Raw genomic sequence first — 22116 nt, forward strand, 5'->3', positions numbered from 1 at the left:
AAACTGTATCGTTTTTTCAGGGCATTACAGATCGCTTTATTATTCGAATAATATTAGGAGTTTTGTCCATTGCAATGATGACTATTGCATCAGATTTTCAAGACAATAAATATTTTTGGGTAATGTATATAAATACTCCTCTGTTCATGTTAACCTATTATATTCTTGATAAAAAACAAAAAAGAGAAAGAAGGTTTTGATATAATGTTCATAAAGAGAACTTCATTATATCCTATGTATAAAACATGGGCATTGTATTACAACACCCACGCAAATCACATATTAAAAGAACATTAAGCCTTTTCTTCTAAACTTTTTCCATACTTACTCGGAGAAACGCCATAGTATTCCTTAAACATTCTACTGAAGTGTGTTCGGTTTTTAAAGCCCGTTCTCACGCAAACTTCCGCTACAGGAAGGTTTTCCTGAACCAAAAACTCTGCTGCCTTTTTCAGACGATAGACCTTCAATAATTCATAAGGTGTATAATTTGTAATGGCTTTTACTTTTTGGAAGAAAGTAGTTCTATTCAGATAAAGTCCTTTAGCAAAAACATTCATATCAATGTCTTCGTTCTCAAGGTTTTCCTCAATCAACTCATAGAATTTTTCAATGAAAATGGCATCATCCTTATTGGTGTTTTTCTTTTCTACTTCTACAGGGAAATCAATCTGGAAACGCTCTCTTAATTGCTTTCTGTTTTTCAACAGCATCTGACTAGAAGCAATTAAATGTTTCATATCAAAAGGCTTGGAGATATAGAAATCCGCACCCACTTCCAGTCCTTTCACTTGGTCGTCAATTGAAGATCTAGACGTCAGCAGGATGATAGGAATATGACTTGTTCTGATATCGGTTTTCAACTTCATACACAGTTCCAAACCGTTCAATTCAGGCATTAAAATATCACTGATAATTAAGTCAGGCCATTCATTTTCAAGTTTTTCAAGACACTCTTTACCATTGACAAAACAGGTTACATTGAAATATTCTGATAAGACATCACTAACAAAAGTGCGGAGTTCTTCATTATCTTCTACATAGAAAACATTCAATTCTTTCAAACTCTCATCCATCAAATAACTTGGCAATTCTAATGTCGTTGGAAGAATTTTCTGTTTTTCTTCGTCCGTTTCATTACTTAAAATATCTTGAATTCTATTTTCATTCAAAGCATCCTTTGCATTGACTTCAACCGGAAGTGTAACAGAGAAAGTTGTGCCTTCATTCAGTTCACTTTCAATGGCAATTTTACCGAAGTGCATTTCCACCAATCGCTTAGAGAAGGCCAAACCAATTCCAGAACCAATGGAGTAAGTATTTGAATTTTCAGATTGATAATAACGGTCAAAAACATAAGGAATTTGAGCTTTCTCAATACCAATACCTGTATCAATTACTTGGAAGAACAATGAATTCTCGTCATAACCATATTTGATTTTAATGGTGTCACCTTTCTTAGTAAATTTAAAAGCATTGTTTAATAAGTTATTCAGAACAATCTCAATTTTGTAACGGTCTGCCGTGATAAACAATTGATTAGCATCTCCTTCAATTTCCAAATGCTTTTCCTGCTTTTCCGCCAGCGTCTCAAAGTCTTTTTTGATGTCCATGATCAGAGCTGTGAAATCAAAGTTTTTCGACTTCAGTTTCAAAATTGACTGTTCAGCTTTATGGAAATCTTGCACCTGATTAACCAACTGCAACATTTTATTGGATTGTCTATGGATCAAGTCAAGGTGAACAAAAGCATCTTTGTTGGCCTCAAACATTTTCAGGAGCATTTGAATAGGACCTGTGATCAATGTGATAGGCGTTCTGAATTCATGAGAAATGTTCATGAAGATTCTTTCCTTCGTCTTGTTCAATTCATCCACACGTAGACGTTCAATATGTTCTAGTTCCAGCTCATGCTTTAGGTGAGTGTGATTGAGCATAAATCGGATCACAGTATAAATAATGATACATAATGTGACGAAATACAAGAAGTAAGCAAAAGACGTTTTCCAGAACGGAGGTTTTACCTCAATCTTTAATTGTATAGGTTCCGTCCAGCGGTTTTTAGAATTAGAAGCCATGGCCTCTAACGTATATTTACCTGGAGCAAGACCATTGAATGATACATTTTTAAAGGCTGAAGTAGTCTCAATCCATTCCTCATCTTGTGGAAGCAAACGGTATTTTAATTTATAACTAGAAGGGTAACTAGAATAATGCAATAGTAATAACTCAATTGAAAAGTTATTCTCATCGTATTGCAAAACAATTTTTTTCTTTTGGTCTAGAGGTTTGTCTAAAATAACTCTATTGTCAATCGTATCATTGACATGTACGGTAGTGTTGAGCAATACCAGATCACCAAAACTGAAAGGGGGAATTGGTTTTTCTATTTCTGTTTTTGATGGATCGAAATAGCAAATACCATTACCGGCGGCAAATACAATGGTGTTTTCATTATGCAAGAAACCTACATTTTCAAAAGCATAGGCACGTACACCATCTTCCACCGTAAATCTTTTGAATGTTTTGGTGTGTAAGTCAAATAAATTAAGTCCCTTATCTGTTGTAATCCACAGTTTATCATTCTGATCATAAATGATTTTTTTAACGATGTTATTATCCAAACCATCTTTTTCAGAATAGCAGTCGTATTTTAAGTTGTCTTTATAAACGTCCTTAATGATACAAATTCCTTTCCCCTCCAAACCAACACAGATAGAACCGTTTGGTAAAAGAAGTATATTTGAAACATGATTATCAGGCAATGAATTCTTAGCACTCACATCATGTTTATATTGGCTGATATTCATCTCATTGAGTGTTTTTTCAGCATGATTATCCACTCTTAACAGTCCATTGAGAGTAGTGCCCACCCAAACGGTATGATTGAGTGAATCCATCATTAAGGTTTTAAATTGATTGGCTTCTGTAAGCTGAATATTGGGATTATTATCAAGTGTGCTGCCAGAAGTTACTTTTCCGTTTGCCGACATTTTAAAACGGAAGAAACCATTATTGGTTGCTACCCAGTAAAAGCCATGTTGATCCGCATTGACCTGAATCAATTTTGAATAAGTCAGTCGAGGAAGTTCAGTAGATTGAACGCGGTTCCATTTTTTTGTCTCGTTAGGAGCTTGATAAAACCAGCTTCCTCTTTCTCTTGTAAATCGGAGCCATTTTCCACCTAAATTATCTTTTACTACCGCAGACCATTCATCAGGTATTGGCATCTGATCAAACTCTTCCGGCAACGGTTCAATTTTTCCTGTAGTTGTATTAAAATAAATTAATCCTCTCAAATAAGAGCTCAACAAGATATGGTCTTCATCCCAAATACATCCTTCTAAAATCTTATTATTAAAGCGTCTGCCTCTCAATTCAGCTGTATTCAAGTCAGAATACTTAAAAGGAGTCGCAATTTTATCAAAGGCAAAAAGACCATTACTGAGTGAACTGATCCAAATTTCATGATCATTACTATTGGAAAGAATATCACTTACCCTGCCGATATCAAAATATCGAGTGGCTTTATTTCTTTTGAAACGAGCTTTTTCTTTTAATTGCTTTGGATTTTCAATCAACGCACAACCTTTCGAAAGCATACCACACCAAAGGTTATTGTTGTCGTCCATGTCAAGATGCAGAAAACGAGCATTCTGAAAAAACTTTTTGATACGATGAAATTGATATTTGCCATTGATCAAGTTAGTTTTAATCAAACTAATGCCGTTATACTCCGCCAAAAAGATATTATTATCATCATCAAGTGTGATTCCTTTACAAGAAGAGATTTGGTCTTTTAAGATGTACTCGTGTTCATCTGTTTTAGAATTATAACCAATTAAACCTTTGGCAGTAGAAATCAAAATGACATCTTCACCAAGAGAAATAGCATCAAAAACATAACGGAAAGCTTTGTCCTTCACTTCAATATGATGGACCCTTTCCAGTTGGTAATTGTCTTTGTTGAAAAACAGTAAACCGTCATATTCTGTGATACAGACGACATGATTTTTCAAAGGAATAATCTTCGCAATAACGCAAGGTCTATCTGAAGAGTTGGAAATATTGTCCGTAGGAATGGTTTCAAAACGTTGCTGATCATACAAGTAAATGTTCAGCCCGTTTTCAGTGCCCACCCAGATATTGTTTTTTTGATCTTGGTAGAGTGACCTGATTTTGTTGTCACTTAAAATCTGTTCGTAATCATTGTTTCTATAATTCTGAAACTCATAACCATTAAACCGGTCAAGGCCATTGTAAGTACCTAGCCATATTAACCCTTTATGATCTTTCAATAAAGCAGTGACTCCATAATGTGATACTCCGTCATTAATACTATAATTAATTAATCCATTATTGGAGTTATTAGTTTTTTGAGCCCTTACATTTATATGCAAAAATGTTAGTAGTAAAAACAGTTGAATAAAGTAAATTCTTCTCATGTGTACGGTCTTATTGGGACAAAATCTATTAATCACTTAATGCCCAACTCAATAAAAATATTTAGATCAGTTTAAAAAATACTCTATCATAAATGTAAAAAATACATTATTTTTACCAAAGCTTTTAAGCGTTTATTTTTATCCATTAACACCATTTTAATGAAAAAGAATTTATATAAAATAAATACAATATTTACCCTTTTGTGATAAGTCTTAATAAATGTGAAAATATAATCGTTTTCTTTATCTTTGAAACATACTGTAGAACCATTTTTGGTGCGTTCTAATTTTTTAAACTTTAATTTCCTCACTAAATCGCTTTAATTATATGAATTATATATACTTATTAATAGTAACAATTTCAGCAAGTTACATATATGTTTTACTTCAAAAAACATTTTATTGATTGAAAGTCACCTTCAAATTTTGATCTGTATCTACCTTTAGGATGTTATTTAACACAAGCACGATAATTTTAGTAAGAGAATTTTTACTTCAAACACTACTTGTCAAATAACAGATTAGAAAAATAATATTGAGTTATTCTAATTGATGTGGCCAACTCAAATTTTTTAGATCAACAAGTTGAAATGAATACTCTATTGAAAATGATTCTAATCGCAGGTGAAATGAATGGTAACATATTAATTGAAATTTTTTCAAATGCCTTTCAATTATAAGTGCAGGAACTTACTTCGTGCACCAAAAGTAATTTATTAATGAAATGTAACATGAATACTTACTTATCTAACTTATTCTCTTATAGGAGTATACTATTGATTGCATTACTGTCTATTCTAATTATTACGAATGATACTTTTGCACAAGACAGAGTACTAAATGGTAAGGTGCTGGGTGCGGATGACAATCTGCCACTGCCAGGCGTAAACATTATGGTACAGGGAACCAAACAGGGAACAGTGTCAGATTTTGACGGTAAGTTCTCTATTTTGGTAGGAGAAGGTGATGTTTTGTTGTTTACCTTCATAGGGATGAAGCCCAAAACATTTAATGTGAATTCAGAGTCAAATGTCACTATTTTATTGGAAAGCGATGTGGAAATGCTGGACGAGGTAGTGAAAATTGGTTATGGAGAGCAAAAGAAAAAAGAAATCTCTGGTGCAGTTGCACACATCAAATCAGAAACGCTAGACAACTTTGTGACTTCAGATATTGGTGATGCTTTACAAGGTCAGGTGGCAGGTGTGAGTGTAACATCGGCTTCAGGTTCTCCAGGTGAAGGATCAGTGATCCAGATTAGAGGTGTAAGTACAGTGTCTAACGTAGAGGGGGCCAACCAGCCGTTATACGTTGTTGACGGAATTCCTCAAAACGAAGATCCTCGATTAGCGCCTAACGAAATTGCAACTATTGACATCTTGAAAGATTTGGCGTCTTGTGCGGTTTATGGTACTAGAGGTGCAAATGGTGTAATTTTGATTACTACCAAAACAGGTAACCAAGGGAAACTGAAAGTATCTGTAGATGGTAACTATGGTGTGAGACAGATTACGTCTAACACTCCAGTGATGAACTCACAACAGCAAGCGTATTTTGATATCCTTGAACAAAGAGCCTTGAATCCAGGGATCTCAGATGATGAGATCAACATGTTTATCCAAAGAAACAAAAACAACTTCTTGAACGATAACAATCTGGATGAGCTAGTATTTGTTGATTATGCTCCTACACAGCAGTATAACTTAAACATTACGGGCGGTTCAGGTTCAGGATTTACATATAACTTAACAGGAGGGTACTATAGTCAGGAAGGTAACGTGATCAACTCTTCTTTTGATCGTTTCAACTTACGTGGTGGTTCAAGCTACAAGTCGAAAAAATGGACGATTACTTCTTCAATTGCCATCTCAACTGAAGAAAGACAAAGACCTTCAGGTAACTTGTTGACACAGACAATCCGTTACAAGCCTTACATGGCGCCGGTTGATCCTAGTAAAGACGTTTATGCAGGTGCTTCGGATCAAGAAGCAGTGCAAGCCAACTTCTTATATCAATCATTGTATTTCCAAGATATTGAAGACAGAGATCGTTTTTCTGGTAATGTAAGTATCAAATATGATTTCACAGATTGGTTGTCATTTACTACAAATGGTGGTGGTAATGTGCTAAACCGAAACCGTTCCCGTTTCAATCCTTATTTCAAAATTGTAAATGAGAACACAGGTAAGGAATTCTCTGATCCGAACAACTCGTATTACTCAGAGCAAACGGAAAGAAGCACAAGTTTTAGCTGGGATGGTAGATTTTACTTCCATAAAAAATGGGGAGATCATAACTTCTCTGCATTACTAGGTGGTTCAATTGAGGAATACGGTGGACAAAGCCACACTGTTCAGAGAAGAGGTATTGTTGACAATAACAAACCAGGTTTTGGATCTGCTACTTTAGAAACATCAGTGATTCCAGGTTTCAATTATGTTTATAAATTAATTGGTACTATTGGTCGTTTGCAATACGATTACAAAGGGAAATATTTATTGTCATTGAGTGGTAACTATAACGGTAACTCTAAGTTCTCAGAAAATAATAAATTCAAATTCTTCCCATCTGCTTCATTAGCATGGAACGTAGCAGAAGAAAGCTTCTTTGAAGGTGCAAGAGAAACAATGAACATCTTTAAAATCAGAGCTTCTCATGGTAATGTAGGAGGTCAGTCTTTCAGACCTTACTCTGACTTGCCAACGATTAGAAGAGGTTATGATTACGATTTCAACGGTAAGATTTACTCAGGTGCGGCTCAAGCAGCATTTGCTAATCCAAACGTTCAGTGGGAGACTTCTATCCAAAACAACATTGGTGTAGATATGGCATTCTGGGGTAACCGTTTAACATTCAACGCCGATATCTACCATACAACAAAAGAAGACATGTTATTCCCAATTGAAGTACCCTCATCTGCTGGTACGGCAACAGGTGGTAATAACGACAAGTTAGTGACATTGAATGTTGGTAATATGGTCAATAAGGGTTATGAATTGGCATTGGGTTACAAAGGTAAAGTGAAGAACTTGAACTGGAATATTACGGGTACATTCTCAAGTAATAGAAACGAAATCACGAACATGAACACGGAAGATTTTGTTTACACTGCCGATCAAGGTTTGATCTGGGGTGCAGTGAACCAGTCAAGAGCTACGGTATTTGCAAAAGGTTATGAAGCAGGTGCTTTCTTCCTTTATAAAACAGACGGTATCATCAAAACAGAAGAACAATTAGCAGCATACAACAAAATTAACCCTGCGGCTAAAATGGGTGACTTGATGATCCGTGATACAAATGGCGATGGTCAGATTACGGAAGCAGACAAACAGTATGCAGGTAGTGGTTTACCACAATTTGAAACAGGTTTGATTGTTAATCTTCGTTGGAAAAACTGGGATTTCATGATGAACTGGTACGCCGCTGTGGGTCATGAAATTATGAACGGTAGTAAACTGATGGCTTATTCTGAAGGTAGACACCGTGATCAGATTCATACTTGGTCACCTGACAACCCTACATCAGATATCCCTGCCTACAGAGGTGATTTGAAACAAGGTACAACTAACTTCAGAGGTGATACGGATCTTTGGTTAGAAGATGGTTCTTTCTTAAGATTGAAAAACATCACGCTTGGTTACAGCCTTCCGAAGAGATTGTTGAAGAAGACAAAAGTTGATGCTTTCAGAATTTATATCAGAGCACAAAACGCATTGACATTTACAAACTACACAGGTTACGATCCTGAAGTGGGTGGAAATGGCGTGTCTTCAAGAGGTTTAGATAAAGGTAATTATCCAATTTCCGCATTGTATTCAACTGGTTTCCGATTGAGCTTCTAATAACACAGACAACTATGAATTACTTATCAAAAAACATCATTAGATGTATAATAATATTAGTTAGTTTCTTTGGTATAACGTCATGTAATAATTACTTGACAGAAATCAACCCTAATGAAACTACCATCAAAGACTTTTATAAAAGTTTAGACGATTCAGATGCAGGCTTAACAGCGGTATATGCATCGATGATGAATCATTACATGTGGAATTTTGGTGAAGAGGCTTGTCGTTCTGACTTAGGGTATCCTGGTATGGACAGACCAACGCCAACGAGTAAATTGCTGACTTATTATCAGCATACTTACACAGAAACAAGTGATGAGATCAATAAAAAGTGGGCGGCAATATACAATGGTATTTTTAAAGCCAATCAAGTGATCCATGGATTGCAATTTGAGTCAATGGCAGAGTTCAGAGATGATCCGCGTTGGGCATTGCAAATGGCAGAAGCACGTTTCTTCAGAGGATTATTCCACTTTTATGCACATCAAGCATTTAACAACGGTGAGGTAATCATCAGAGATACTTGGGTTGATGCCAATGATATGTACAAAAAAGTATCTTCGGCAGATTCAGTAATTAAGTTTGTGAGAGAAGACCTTCACTATGCTTATGCTCATTTACCAGCCAAGCATGCAAGTTCTGATATCAGTGGAGCAGCAAGAGCAACAAAAGGTTCGGCGGCTATGATTTTAGGAAATTCATTCTTATTTGACTTTGTAGAAGGATCAAATTATGATTCAGCGGCATACTATTACTCGGATGTGATTTACAATGGAGAGTATGGTTATGCTTTGGAGATGGACATGAATAAGATCTTTACTACAGCTGGGGCATTCAATTCAGAGTCAATTCTTGAAGTTGCTTATTCTAATGAAGTAAGAACAGATTTGAACAACTGGGATGAGATTAATGGTCAAAACAGATGGGCAGCTGTTTTTGCTCCTCAAACGTTTGGCGGTAACAGACAGTCTATTCCTGTAGGTTGGGTAGCTTATGCTTACAAATCAGAGAAGGTTGATCCACAGGACACTAGAAATACAGTCGAATTGGATGGTAATTCTTATCAAAGAAATATCTCAATGAGAGCATCAGCAATGATGGCTTTAGCTGAAGATGACTTAACACCTTATTACCAATTGGGTTCTGTATCAGAAGCAGATCCATTTAGAGCAGGTGGTGCAAGATCTCCAGAATTTGCTTACTACAAGCAGTTCAGTAATCACGACATTTTGGATACAGAGCGAAACTTGCCATTGGGTAACCAAAGATCAGCGAAAAATGTAGTGGTGAACAGATTATCTGAAGCCTACTTGAACTTAGCGGAATGTAAGATCAAAATGGGTCAGGTAAATGAAGCCATTAATTTGATCAACGCCATTAGAGGACGATGGGGTCTTGAATTAATCGGAACACAGGTTGACGGTTCAAAAACATATGATGGTGTGACTTACACTGCTTCTACTTTAATGGATCATTTGATGTATGTTGAAAAACCATTAGAGCTTTCGGTTGAAGGACATATGACAAGATGGATTGATTTAAGAAGATGGGGGATTATCAAAGAGAATTTCCAAAGAATTTCTAGTCAAAACTATTGGGTGATTCACTTCAAAGATGCTAGAACATATTCAGGAAAAACACTTTGGAACTGTAGTATTATTCCTGGTGGAGATACTCACCCGTTTCCAGATAAGGAGTACACTGCAAGACCAAACTATAAGATTGTAGATGGTGAAGCGGCATTGATGAATTACATTCCTTCATTGCATGACTTCTATCCAATTCCAACATCAGAGTTATCAACGAATCCAGGTGTTAAAGGCTAAACTGAAGAGAATCATGAAAGATATATATAAAATAGTTGCACTCTTTTTAATGGGCATTCTTGGTTTATCATCATGCCAGAAAGAAGATGAAATTGCAGACGATCAAAAAGTAAGAGCTATCTCTTGGGCAATAAGTGAAGAGCATAAAGACACATTGGAAATTTCTATTGATGATTACATTTCCTTTATGGATGCTTCACAAGGTGTATTGTTCCATGAGTGGACCATCGGTGAGGAGTCAAATTACCTTACGGGTGATTTCAGTAAAAATGAAGAAGATTTTACTCCTTTTATCGATACCTCTAAAGGTTTAAAATCAGAAGATGCTACAGTACATGTGTATTTCCCAACTGCTGGTGTTCATAAAGTGAGATTATACAATACGTATGATAGAAAAGTAACACACAACGGGGCGGAGAGACAACTTGAAGCACAGGAAAAGGCAGATCAGCCAGGTATTTGGGTGATTGATACCACTTTTAATGTAGAAGTTTACGCTCATGTTCAACCTTCATTTTATGTGTTGAAAAACCATACGGATACTGTTCTTTTTGTGTCAGCTGAGCAAGAAGTAGACGGAGCTGATGATTCAGAATGGCCTACAATTGACTTAATAGCGAGTGAGGATGTCCTTACATTTGTAGATACTACTACTGTAGGTAAGCCAACAGATACAGAATGGACATTGAGTTACTTGGAAGAAACAAGCAAGAATAGAGTGTTTGAGGTAGTGCCAATGAGAACAGGACAAGGCAGAGCAGGTGCCATGAAATCCATTCGTCAAGGTTCATCACAAGCCTTATCGCAAACCGTACAAAAGACGATTCCTTTGAAATTGAATATTTCAGCTCCAGAATTGAGACCTCAATATGAAGTTTATAAAGGTGAAACATTACTTTTTGCTTACAACGACGGAGACGAAATCCCTTCTGATCCAGCAGATTGGACACAAGTTTCCATCAAAGTAAATGAAACACTGACATTTGTAGACAATACACAGAGAGGTTTAGCCAACGATAGATTATGGACATTGAACAATACGGTAGACGGTACTTACACAGACGAGAGTGCCATGGCACAATATCCAACAATTGCAGTAGGTTTCGAGGCAGGTACTTTCAAAGTAATCCGTCAAGGTGTGGCAGGAATGCCGGATGTGGAAGAAGAAGTTAAAATTCCATTGATGATTACAGTTGATGAGGCATTATTGAAAACATCTGCATTGGTTGAAAGCTCATTAAAAATCATTACTTTCGAAACTTCAATTCCAGTGTCAGCAATTGGAGCAGATGCGGCAAGTCACTTCACTGCACATATCAAGAACCCTAACGGTTACGATAGCCCTTCTTCGATCTCAGCAGTAGCAATTGATCCAAACAATAGTCAAATCATTTTCCTTTCAGTAGGAGAGACAACGTACAATTCGGATGAAATTACAATTGCTTACGACGGTAACGGAGGAATTGTATCAGCAACAGGAAATCAATTGGAAGCCTTCGAAGAAGAGAGCGTTGTGATGTACAACCTTGCAGAAAACGAATTTGAAGATCCAGATATGATCAGTGTTGAAATTGGTAATTCATCACTAGGTAATGCCAATGCAGACGGGTGGTACCAAGATGGTGGAGCAGATGCCGAGAAGAAAAAATGGTTGAGATCGACTACCTATGCATCACATGGAGACGCAAGTATGTCTTATATCAGTGATGATCGTACTATTGAAACCTCTACTTTATTCTCAATTCACAATATCCATTCGGGCAAGACTTGGGCCAATGGTATGAAGAATGCCCCTGGTGATTACTTATTGACCTTTGATATTTATATCCCAGAAGGCATTGACTTCACAGGTGGTTTAATTACAGGTTTCCAAGATACTTCCCTTCCAGGAAATGATAAGAGTGAGTATACTCCAGATATTTCAAATGTTGAGAAAGGAAAATGGGTCACTGTAAAGCAAATTGTAAGCTTCGATTTACAAGCATCAAGAAGACAATTGGTATTGAAAGTCGTTGACCCAGTACCAGCCACAGGAGCCTTAGAGTTCTATTTGGATAACTTCAGCTGTATTTCAATTGAAGCAAGACCATAAAATAGGAGAAGACCTAAGATTCTTTCCTAACTGTAAAAGCCACCTCTTACTCCTCGGAGTAAAGGGGTGGCTTTTTTGTGTTATACTGGAACAGAAGAAAAAGGCAAAATATAGCATTCACAACGACTAAATACGTAGGCAAGTGATATTGACTCCATCAAAACGAAAGTATTGCTTATGTTGCAACCATCAGGACTTCAGTCTTGATGAGGTAGGGCTATTATATTACCTGTCCATAGTTTTAACTTAGGGTACATGAAATAGTTGTTTTCTTTTGTACTAGTACTTATTATGTACATTCGCGTTATAAATGCAACTATTACTACAGGTAATATTGAACTGGTTTAGGAAGTATTGAATAAGTTTCTAAACCGCTTTTTTCTCCTAAGGTATTGATGAAAAGATCATATATGCAATATGAAAAATTGTCCTTTTCTAAATATTGAGGTAATACTAATGTCCACTCAATTAGGTTGGCAAGAAATAGATTACATTCTCCGTCAATCTTATCTTTATGATCTTTAAAAAAGGATAACTCTTGAGAACTTTCTTTTTTTGAACCCGCCAACATGAAGCATGATTCTTTATCAGAATTGATAGTATACCCTAGATCATCAAAACTATCATAAACACTTTGATTTGGAGCTATGAAAAGTGTAATCTTATTAACCTGTCCTTTTCCATCTTTTTCTATATCTTCTTCATAGATTACACTATCCCATTTATTCTTTAAAATCTTTTTGAAGTGTTTAATGGTTTGCAACATATTCCTATCGGATGAATAGCTGATATAATCAAGTCCTGTAATCATTGTCTATTGAAGTAATTTTAATAATAAAATATGATGTTTGCTTAGCTAAAAAAATCAAAAAAAATGGTAGAAGCAACCTACTGGTTCAAGTCTTCAACTGAAAGTGTGATTAGGAACTATAGCCATAAAATGTTGGTAGACTTTTAGTAATTGAAGGGGAGGGACATATATCATCACAAGTGGGCGCCTATTGATTTGACTCTTGTGATATAAAGACATGTGGTACAGTGGGCAGACACATAGGTCTGCCCCTACGTGTTTTTTGGTTAATACAATTTTAGATCATTACTGGATTAATGATCAAGAAATGGCAAAGTTAGCTGGGATTTAGAAACCGTTTGATAAAAGATAATGAAAAGGCAATTATTGGGAACCTATTCTCGATTGCCCATTACAATAGTCAGATGCTAAATTAAATGTTGACCCCACGTAGGGGCAGACCTGTGTGTCTGCCCGCCGCACCACAACAAGAACCACTTTACGGTCCACAACACGATTCATTTTCTTTAAGTACTAGGACAGAAGAAAAGAGTAAAAATTTCGTGCACCATGACTTGAAGCCATGGGCTTATGGGAAGTTGTTTCATTATCAACTTGATATATCTCAAAGGTTTACAGGTTTTTCATCTATTTAAATACGAATAAGCTAAATATTATAATCAAGTATTCAGAAATGAGTTGCCTTCCCAAAAGCCCATAATTGAAATTATGGGTCTACGAAATACTCGTTTTCTTCTGTCCTAATACTTAACTTAAAACCTCCTCTTCAAACGCCTTCACTTCAAACAGTTTAGCGTACTTCAAACCATAAGTTTCCTTCATAACAATTCGAATACTTGTAGTTTTGATTTTCTCAAAGTTGAATTTAATGCGTCGTGTTTGATTATGGTCAATTGAACCGAGGTCTACCCACTGCCCTTTGATATTGGCTTGAAGGGAGAGGGATTTTAAAAGTTCTGGCGGAACCTTGTCTGTGAAAATCTTTTTGTTGTTGTAATTATTTCTCATCATGATATTCATCTTGACATTTGTGTCGCATTTGATGATCACTGAAGAAAGATCTACGGGTTTCTCCCATTCTATATTGACCGTAGCAGGGAGGGAAGTAGAAGCCCAGTGGTGTTCCTTGCCATTGAAATCTCTAGACCAACCGTCGTTGAGCAAAGACGCATCGCCTGATTTTGTACTCGAAGCAGTGATTTGAAGTGCCTCTCTGACTTTGTCATTGTGGTCCAATGAAGGGTGGTCAGGAATAAAGGCATCGTTGATCAGAAGTTTTTCTTGAAGTGTTTTGATATGCTTTTTGTAGATACCTCTTGGATTGGTTTTATGTTGCACACACATGGCAGCGGCAGTACCCGTAGCTTGTCCCATTAATGCACAAGTGGCCATCACTCTAGTTGATGAAAGTGCAATATGAGTCTGACTTATATTTCTTCCACTAAAGAGCAGGTTGTCAATGTTTTTAGAATAAAGACTTCTGAATGGAATTTGATAGATTTTCTTAAAGTGATAATGGAAATAACTTGGCGGTTCTTCTAAGTTTTCAATCCCACCCGGGTTGTGTTCATCCAAAGACCAACCACCATAAGCTACAGCATCATTAAAATGATGGTGATCTACCAAGTCTCTTTCATTTAGAATATGATCACCCATAAAGCGTCTTGATTCTCTTTTGCCAGGCACTGAACCGATCCATTCTAAAGCATAGTTTTCAGTGCCTTCATATTCCCCAGAATTTTTGATATAATCCCAAACGCCGTGCACATACCCCATTAGTTTTTCTTGAATCTCATTCTGATCTGCGATAATGTCATTCTGAGAACCCACTTCTACCCACCAATAGCCTTCATTAAAAGAGCGGACTTTTCTTTTTGGATGTGAACCTTTTAATGTAAAAGGAAGAGCAAAAGAAGGAGGAGTGTAGGGGGTTGGTTTTCCCATATCTTTACCTGCAATCAGCAAACTTGCACCCATTTGCCAGCCATCGGCTACATCTGGAGCATATTTTTCATTAAACTCTGCACTGGCTTCTCTGCCTGTTCTGTATTCGGCACCTGCTGTGGCGGCCAACAGGCCATCACCAGAACAATCTATAAATTGCTGGGCTTTAATATGGTATTCAGTTTCTGTGCTTGTTTGCCAGCACACCGCTTTTTTAATGCTGTTGCCTTTCATTTCCACATTGATAGCTTGTGTATTTAAAAGCAAATCAAGTTGTGGTTCACGAATCACAAAATCATAAAGCACATGATCCCACACCGAAAACGATTCTTGTGGATTTAAAAAACGGTTGTGAAGTAATATTTCTTCAATGATACCCGTCTCTCTTTCAGGAATCCAATCAGGCTGTAAATGATTGACACCATTGACCAATACTCTAATTTCACTTGATGCATTGCCCCCTAAAACAGAGCGGTCCTGCACCAAAAGCGTATGAGCACCCTCTCTTGCAGAAGCTACAGCAGCACAAATCCCTGCCATTCCTCCGCCTATCACCACTACATCATATTCTTCATTTTTAAAGCGGTCAGGAGTGCCCTTTTCACCATTACTGAGCTGTTGCCAATTGTCTTTACTTCGGTCACTAACCAATCCACCTTTCGTTTTATCTTTTGCATGAAGGTTAGTTCCAGTCAATAACAATCCAGAGGCCAATGATCCCTTAGCTCCAGATTTTAAAAAATCTCTTCTTTTCATAATTGTGGTTTGTTGATTAAAATGTGTTACAAAAAATCACAGATGAAAAACAACTGTGATTTATTCTTATTTATAACTACTTGGAATTTTGTTGTTTAATAGTATGTTTGGAATATATTTTTTACTGAAAGAGATGTTTCAAACATGCTCTAATAGTTTTTAAATGTTGGAAAAACAGACAATAGGGCTGTTTTTTGAAAGTGATCATGCCTCTACAATACTAATATCACCTTCACTTTAAGGAGTTGATACCATTAAAGCTGTTAAGTACTGTGACAAAAGAAATGGGAACTTTTGAAGGTAAAAAAAGTGGTTCGTGTTGTGGTTCAGTGGACGTTGTAGTACAACGTCCCTACAGCCTACTTTCAATTTTTGGTAGAATATCATTTATGATGGATACCGTTGTAGGGATGTTGCATTGCAACGTCCACAGAACCACCATAAAAACCATTTTACGAACCATAATTCTACACATTCTTAATTCTTCATTAAAAAAGTTCCATAACTTTTGTCCTAGTACTTAAGTACTAGGACAAAAGTAAAGGTACATTTTAACTTATCTTTTTTATCCTACTCTTCGTTAGATTTTTATCGCGTAATTAAGGCTATGCTCTGCAAATCTGCCTTGATTAGAATAAAAAATATTAAACTAAAATCATCCCTTTTCTTCTGTCCTAGTACTTAAGTACTAGGACAAAAGTAAACGGACATTTTATTTTATCTTTTTTATCCTACTCTTCGTTAGATTTTTATTGTGTAACTAAGGCTATGCTCTGCAAATCTGCCTTGATTAGAATAAAAAATAACAAGCTAAAATTATCCCTTTTCTTCTGTCCTAGTACTTATTTCTACTCTAACTATTATATAAGTACAACACTATTTGATGCGTTTCTTCCAACCTTTTTTATATCTCTTTACCAGCTCTATTGCCTTCCCATCCTTTTTCCATTTGGGCCATTAGTTTGGCTACAATTTCAGGAGAAGAAGAAGCGATGTTTTTAGTTTCGGCAGGATCATTTTTGTGATCATAAAGTTCCACAAAAAGAGGACCTTCATTGGGTTGCTTACGGTTTTTCCATACCACTAAACGGTAGTCCTTATTACGCATAGCATAACCCATAATGTCATTTTCAAACAAAGCTCTGTCCCAGTCGGCTTTCATCTGATCTTTGATTTTTTCTTCCACCTCTTCAATCAAAGGTCCAAAGTATGTTTCTCTCATTCCTCTAGAAAGTGGATTAGCCGCCCATTCTCTTAATGCTGGGGTAGGGAACTGACTGAATACAGCTTCTTTCCAAGGTTGTTTGGGATTGTTTAAAAGCGGGGCGAAGGATTGTCCTTCTAAATGTGATGGTTTATCAATTCCCGCTAAATCGCATAACGTTGGGTACATGTCTACCAACTCTACCAAAGCATCAGAAGGAACACCTCTGCTTTCTTGATCTGGCGTCCATACAATCAATGGAACTCTAGTGGCAATTTCATAATTAGTAGCTTTACCCCAAATACCCATTTCACCTAAATGATAACCATGGTCAGACCAAACCATAACGATGGTATTCTCCAAAATCCCTTCTTTCTTCAATGCTTGAATCACTTTGCCGATTTGTGCATCCACATAACTCGAAGTGGCTAAATAAGAATGAATCAAATCAACCGCAAGATCATCGCCAATCTTTCCTTTATTAGGAATATTGGCTCTTGTTCTTAATTCAAAAGAAGCGTGTAAGCCCATCGTTGCACCATTTTCAGGAGCTTCAGTTTGTGTACTTACTTTGATTTGATCTCTATCATATAAATCCCAATATTTTTTAGGAGCCACAAAGTTCAAGTGAGGAGAGATAAAACCTAATCCCATAAAAAAAGGTTTGTCGGGGTTTTCCGTGATCATTTGTTTGATATTGGCAATAGCAAGATCGGCATTCATCCCATCGATATAGGTATTGTCAGGAACATCTACACATTCAAATGCGGGTCCCATTCCCAATCCATATTTTGCTTCTTTACCGTACTTTGCAATCATGTCTGCTTTGTTTTTCTTGAAAATCTCTTGATTCTCTTTTAAAGCATAACCGCCTGGCAAACCTTTGAATTTATACCCTAAAAGCTTTTTATCTGGTTTTTTTGACCATGACTTCTCAGGGTCATTATATTTTGCATGATACACCTTTCCACAGTTCATGGTCTCATAGCCATTTTCTTTAAAATGCTGAGGAAGAGTGATGATATCAGGATTTTCATCTCTAAAATACGTATAGTTTTCAATGACATTAATGGTCTCAGGTCTTGCCCCTGTCATCAAACTAGCTCTTGAAGGGCTACAAATTGCTTGTTGGCAGTAGGCTCTATTAAATTGAATGCCTTGTGAAGACAGCTGATCCATATGAGGAGTTACAGCAATGCTGTTGTCGTAACACCCTACTTCAGGTCGAAGGTCATCTATAGAGATAAAAAGTATATTCGGTTTCTTTTTTGTCTTTTGTTTATTGCTAATAGAAGTACACGAAGTACAAATCAATAAAAAACATAGAAGCTGAAATAATCTATTCATAATTATAAAGGTAATATAGTTCCATTTCATACAAGTACTAGGACAGGATAAAAATCCGTTTGCTCTTGTCTTAGTGCTTATTTATTTCACTTCCAAAAGTATAAGCCACCCATGAAATCCACTTTTTTCCTGCTCAATGAGATGTTGCTATGCGTCAAATTTGGACATAATGTTACATTTCATAAGCTGTAAATCACTTTTTTGTCAATGTTAAATCTTGCACTAAGAATAATGGTCATCCATTTTACAACCTTTTTATGTTCTACTTTCAAGTTTCCTTTTTCTTCATTTTTATCTTAACACAAAGTAGGGATGTTGCATTGCAACGTCCACTGAACCACCATAAAAACCATTTTATGAACCATTATACAAAATGGACTGTGTTGTAGTCCATAAAGGTTTTTTATGGTAGTTCGCGAGGGTCTTGTATGAAACGATAATTTAGTTTATAATTCGATTATATTATGTTTTAAATTTCAAAAATAGGATCATGAAATTTGGTTTTCTGAAAAATTTTTAATTGAAAATTATGTTCGATTATGGACGATTTTTAATATTGCTTTAGGCTTTTAAGATAAGTCTACCTATTTTCATGAAATAAATTTTACTAACCGTACCACAATGAGTAAACCACTAGGGAAAATCCTTGTAATAGACGATAATGAAGACATTTTGCTGGCCGCTAAAATGTTATTAAAAAAACAGGCAGATTTAGTTCAGGTAGAAAGTAATCCTGGAAAGATACCTTTCTTATTAAAGAATGACTCTTATGATGTGATTCTTTTGGATATGAACTTTACAAAGGATACCACAAGTGGAAAAGAAGGTTTTCATTGGTTAGAGCAAATATTAGAAATTGATCCCAATGCTGTGGTGGTCATGATCACCGCTTATGGCGATGTGGAAACAGCGGTAAATGCAGTAAAACAAGGAGCAACTGATTTTGTGTTGAAACCTTGGAACAACGAAAAACTGATTGCTACACTTACTTCGGCGGCGCGTTTAAGAAAGTCGTATGATCAGGTAAAAGTATTGAAAGAAGAAAAGACACAGCTTTCAACTGCATTAAGTAAAACAGGAAGCGGAGAGGGAATTGTGATTGGTGACAGCCCTGCGATGAAGAAGGTTTTTGCTTTGATTAGTAAAGTGGCAAAAACAGACGCTAATATTTTAATATTGGGTGAAAACGGTACAGGTAAGGAAGTGATTGCGAGAGCAGTTCATGAACAATCACTCAGAAATGAAAAGGTATTTATTGGTGTAGATATGGGTTCTATTTCCGAAACGCTTTTCCAATCTGAATTATTTGGTCACAAAAAAGGAGCATTTACAGATGCCCGTGAAGATAGAGCAGGTCGTTTTGAAATTGCCAATAAAGGAACGTTGTTCTTAGACGAGATTGGCAACTTACCAATGACCTTACAATCAAAACTCTTAACGGTACTTCAAAAAAGAGAAGTGACAAGAGTAGGTGATAACCGACCTATTAGTATTGATATCCGATTGGTGTGTGCGACGAACATGCCGGTTTACGAAATGGTGGAGAACAAAGAATTTCGCCAAGATTTATTATACCGTATCAATACCGTAGAGATTCACTTGCCACCTTTAAGAGATAGAATTGAAGACATTCCATTATTGGTTGCTCATTTCTTGGAGACCTATGCTAAGAAATACAGAAGAGGTCCATTGAAAGTTGCTTCTTCAACAATGAAGAAACTGCAGAAATATTATTGGCCGGGTAACGTGAGGGAATTACAGCACGCATTGGAAAGAGCTGTGATTATGGCTGATAGTGATACTTTACAACCAATGGATTTCACATTCTTAGTAGAGAAAAATAAAGAAGAGGAAGAGTTCGATTTATCCGAATTCGATTTAGATACTGTAGAAAAAATGATGATTCAGAAAGCAGTAAGTAAATACTCTGGAAATATATCTAAAGCCGCTAAGTCACTAGGTTTAACCAGAGCCTCACTGTACAGAAGACTCGAAAAACATGGTTTATAAACAATTCAAACTTCAAGTATCACTTAGAGTTTTTCTTCTCGTTTTAACAGCAATTGCCTTGAGCTTCTTTTTGTTGAAGGAATACTTGGCAACCACTATTTTTATTTTTGGATTACTGTCTTATCAGGTGTATTTGCTGATCCAGAAAATAAGTGGTATTGCTTTTGAAATGAAGAAGTTCTTAGATGCTATTAACTACGACGATTTTACACAAACATTTTCTGTTAACGCTTCAGGCGATATTCAAAATGAATTGAATAAATCATTGGCTTCTGCATTGGATCGTTTCAAAGAATTGAGATCCAATAGAGAATCGGATTTAATGTTTTACAAAAGTATTGCACAGCATGTTGACTCTGGTTTGATTGCCTTTGATCCTTCAGGAAAAATTGTTTTTTCTAATCTTACAACTAAGAGATTATTTTCGGGAATCAAAACAACCAATATTCTAGATTTTAAAGAAGCCTACCCAGCACTTTATACTATTTTCACTAATGATGATGATATAGAAAGTTATCAAAGTGAATTGAAAGGAAAATACAATGTTGACAAGGTTTTAATTCAAAAAATGACTGTCTATGTTAAAGGAGAAGTGATCAACATCTTCAACATAACGAGAGTGGCAGAGGAGTTAGAGAAAGTAGAGATCAAAGCTTGGGAGTCGCTGATTACGGTATTGACACATGAGATCATGAATGCCATGGCTCCAATTTCATCTTTGAGTGATACAGTAAGTTCCGAGTTAGACTATATCAAAGAAGGGATTTTAGAGCGTTCAGAAATTCCAACTGCAGAAGATTTTGAAGATTTGAACCTTGCCTTAAATACAATACAGCAAAGAAGTCATCAGATGTCAAAACTGGCAGAAGATTTCAGAGTGATGGCTCATTTAAGAGAAAGCGAACCACAGCATATCAATCTTGGTGAATTGTGTAAGGAAACCTTAATTCAATACGAAGCAATTAGCATTGAAAAAGGAATAACGATTGACTTGGATATTCAAATGGAAGGCTTGATGGTGACTTCAGATCCTCAGCAATTAAGTGAGGTAATACAGCATCTCATCAAAAATGCCTTGGAGGAGTTGGAAGGAAATGACGCCGGCAAAGTAAGTATCATCTGTAAACAAGATGATCAAACCAACCGTCCTGTATTGCAGGTAATTGATAATGGATCTGGTATTGAAACGGATGCATTGTCTAGGATTTTTGTTCCTTTCTTTACCACCAAAAAAGGACATACAGGTATTGGTTTAAGTCTTTCAAGACAAATCATGAGGAATAATAAAGGAAGATTGACGGTAATGTCAGCGATTGACAAAGGGTCTGAGTTTACGGTTTGGTTTTAGTAATCAGGAGATTTCTGATGATCTGTAGGAAACGAATAGAATTTAGCTTTTAACTTTAAAGCCTTGACATTTTTGCTTTGTTTTTGTGTTAAAACAGAAATGAAGCTTGAACATTAAAAGCTTTTAAAATGTTGATTCAAAACAGAGCTGTAATGCCCTGAAAAAACGATACAGTTTTTTAGTGAATTAATTTTGATATAAGACTCAATAATTTAAAAATTATTGGGTCTTTTTTATAGGTATCCTTCAGTTTTTATTTCGCTACCGCGAGTTCCTCAAATTTATTGATGCAAAATTGATTCGCTTCGCTGTCAATTTCACCTCAATAAATTTCGAGGCTTATTGTGTGACTTTTACTGTCCGATAAGTCCTTCGTTTCTTACCTCTTGTTTTATGCATCTGAATAGGAGTTCTCATATAACATGACATGTGTGGTCTTATAAAGTTATATGTTTTTATACATTCTTTTAAATAGGCTTCAAATA

Annotated in this window: 10 protein-coding genes; 6 read left to right on the forward strand and 4 right to left on the reverse strand. The window is 36.1% G+C overall.

Features of this window, described 5'->3' with window-relative positions; translation table 11 throughout:
• The coding region (locus AVL50_RS33545; RefSeq protein ID WP_216639063.1) for a hypothetical protein at nt 1–200 on the forward strand (200 nt) is incomplete at its 5' end.
• 93 nt (nt 201–293) lie between these two features.
• Here AVL50_RS33545 and AVL50_RS18205 read toward each other — a convergent pair.
• Nucleotides 294–4445 carry a hybrid sensor histidine kinase/response regulator transcription factor gene (locus tag AVL50_RS18205; RefSeq protein WP_062617917.1) on the reverse strand — a complete coding sequence of 1384 codons (4152 nt, stop codon included), beginning with the start codon at nt 4443–4445 and terminating at the stop codon, nt 294–296.
• Nucleotides 4446–5176: 731 nt separating this feature from the next.
• Here AVL50_RS18205 and AVL50_RS18210 point away from each other — a divergent pair.
• Genes AVL50_RS18210 through AVL50_RS18220 form a run of 3 tightly spaced genes read left to right on the forward strand, consistent with a single transcriptional unit; the run spans nt 5177 to nt 12211 of the window.
• Nucleotides 5177–8287, forward strand: coding sequence for a TonB-dependent receptor (locus AVL50_RS18210; RefSeq protein WP_062617918.1), 3111 nt, complete (start codon nt 5177–5179; stop codon nt 8285–8287).
• A 14-nt stretch (nt 8288–8301) separates the two neighbouring features.
• Complete coding sequence (locus AVL50_RS18215; protein ID WP_082795909.1) at nt 8302–10119, forward strand: RagB/SusD family nutrient uptake outer membrane protein; 1818 nt, start codon at nt 8302–8304, stop codon at nt 10117–10119.
• A 13-nt stretch (nt 10120–10132) separates the two neighbouring features.
• Entirely contained in the window at nt 10133–12211 is a 2079-nt protein-coding gene (locus tag AVL50_RS18220) for a hypothetical protein (RefSeq protein ID WP_157491417.1), read from the forward strand.
• A 322-nt stretch (nt 12212–12533) separates the two neighbouring features.
• On the opposite strand, the gene AVL50_RS18225 is transcribed toward AVL50_RS18220, so the two are convergent.
• The 3 genes from AVL50_RS18225 to AVL50_RS18235 all read right to left on the reverse strand — a co-directional run bounded on the left by AVL50_RS18225 (nt 12534) and on the right by AVL50_RS18235 (nt 18273).
• A complete protein-coding gene (locus AVL50_RS18225) occupies nt 12534–13022 on the reverse strand; it encodes a hypothetical protein (RefSeq protein ID WP_157491418.1) in 489 nt (162 codons plus the stop codon).
• A gap of 747 nt (nt 13023–13769) precedes the next feature.
• Nucleotides 13770–15722 carry an FAD-dependent oxidoreductase gene (locus AVL50_RS18230; RefSeq protein WP_062617922.1) on the reverse strand — a complete coding sequence of 651 codons (1953 nt, stop codon included), beginning with the start codon at nt 15720–15722 and terminating at the stop codon, nt 13770–13772.
• Between the two features lie 904 nt (nt 15723–16626).
• Nucleotides 16627–18273 carry a sulfatase gene (locus tag AVL50_RS18235; protein ID WP_062617925.1) on the reverse strand — a complete coding sequence of 549 codons (1647 nt, stop codon included), beginning with the start codon at nt 18271–18273 and terminating at the stop codon, nt 16627–16629.
• A gap of 621 nt (nt 18274–18894) precedes the next feature.
• Here AVL50_RS18235 and AVL50_RS18240 point away from each other — a divergent pair.
• The gene (locus tag AVL50_RS18240) at nt 18895–20283 is read left to right on the forward strand and encodes a sigma-54 dependent transcriptional regulator (RefSeq protein WP_062617923.1); all 1389 of its coding nucleotides are present in this window, start codon (nt 18895–18897) and stop codon (nt 20281–20283) included.
• Nucleotides 20273–21631, forward strand: a complete 1359-nt coding sequence (locus AVL50_RS18245) for a PAS domain-containing sensor histidine kinase (protein WP_062617924.1) — start codon at nt 20273–20275, stop codon at nt 21629–21631. The genes AVL50_RS18240 and AVL50_RS18245 overlap by 11 nt, the downstream gene beginning before the upstream one ends.
• Nucleotides 21632–22116: the final 485 nt, after the last annotated feature.

Source organism: Flammeovirga sp. SJP92, from assembly GCF_001583495.1.
Lineage (GTDB): Bacteria > Bacteroidota > Bacteroidia > Cytophagales > Flammeovirgaceae > Flammeovirga.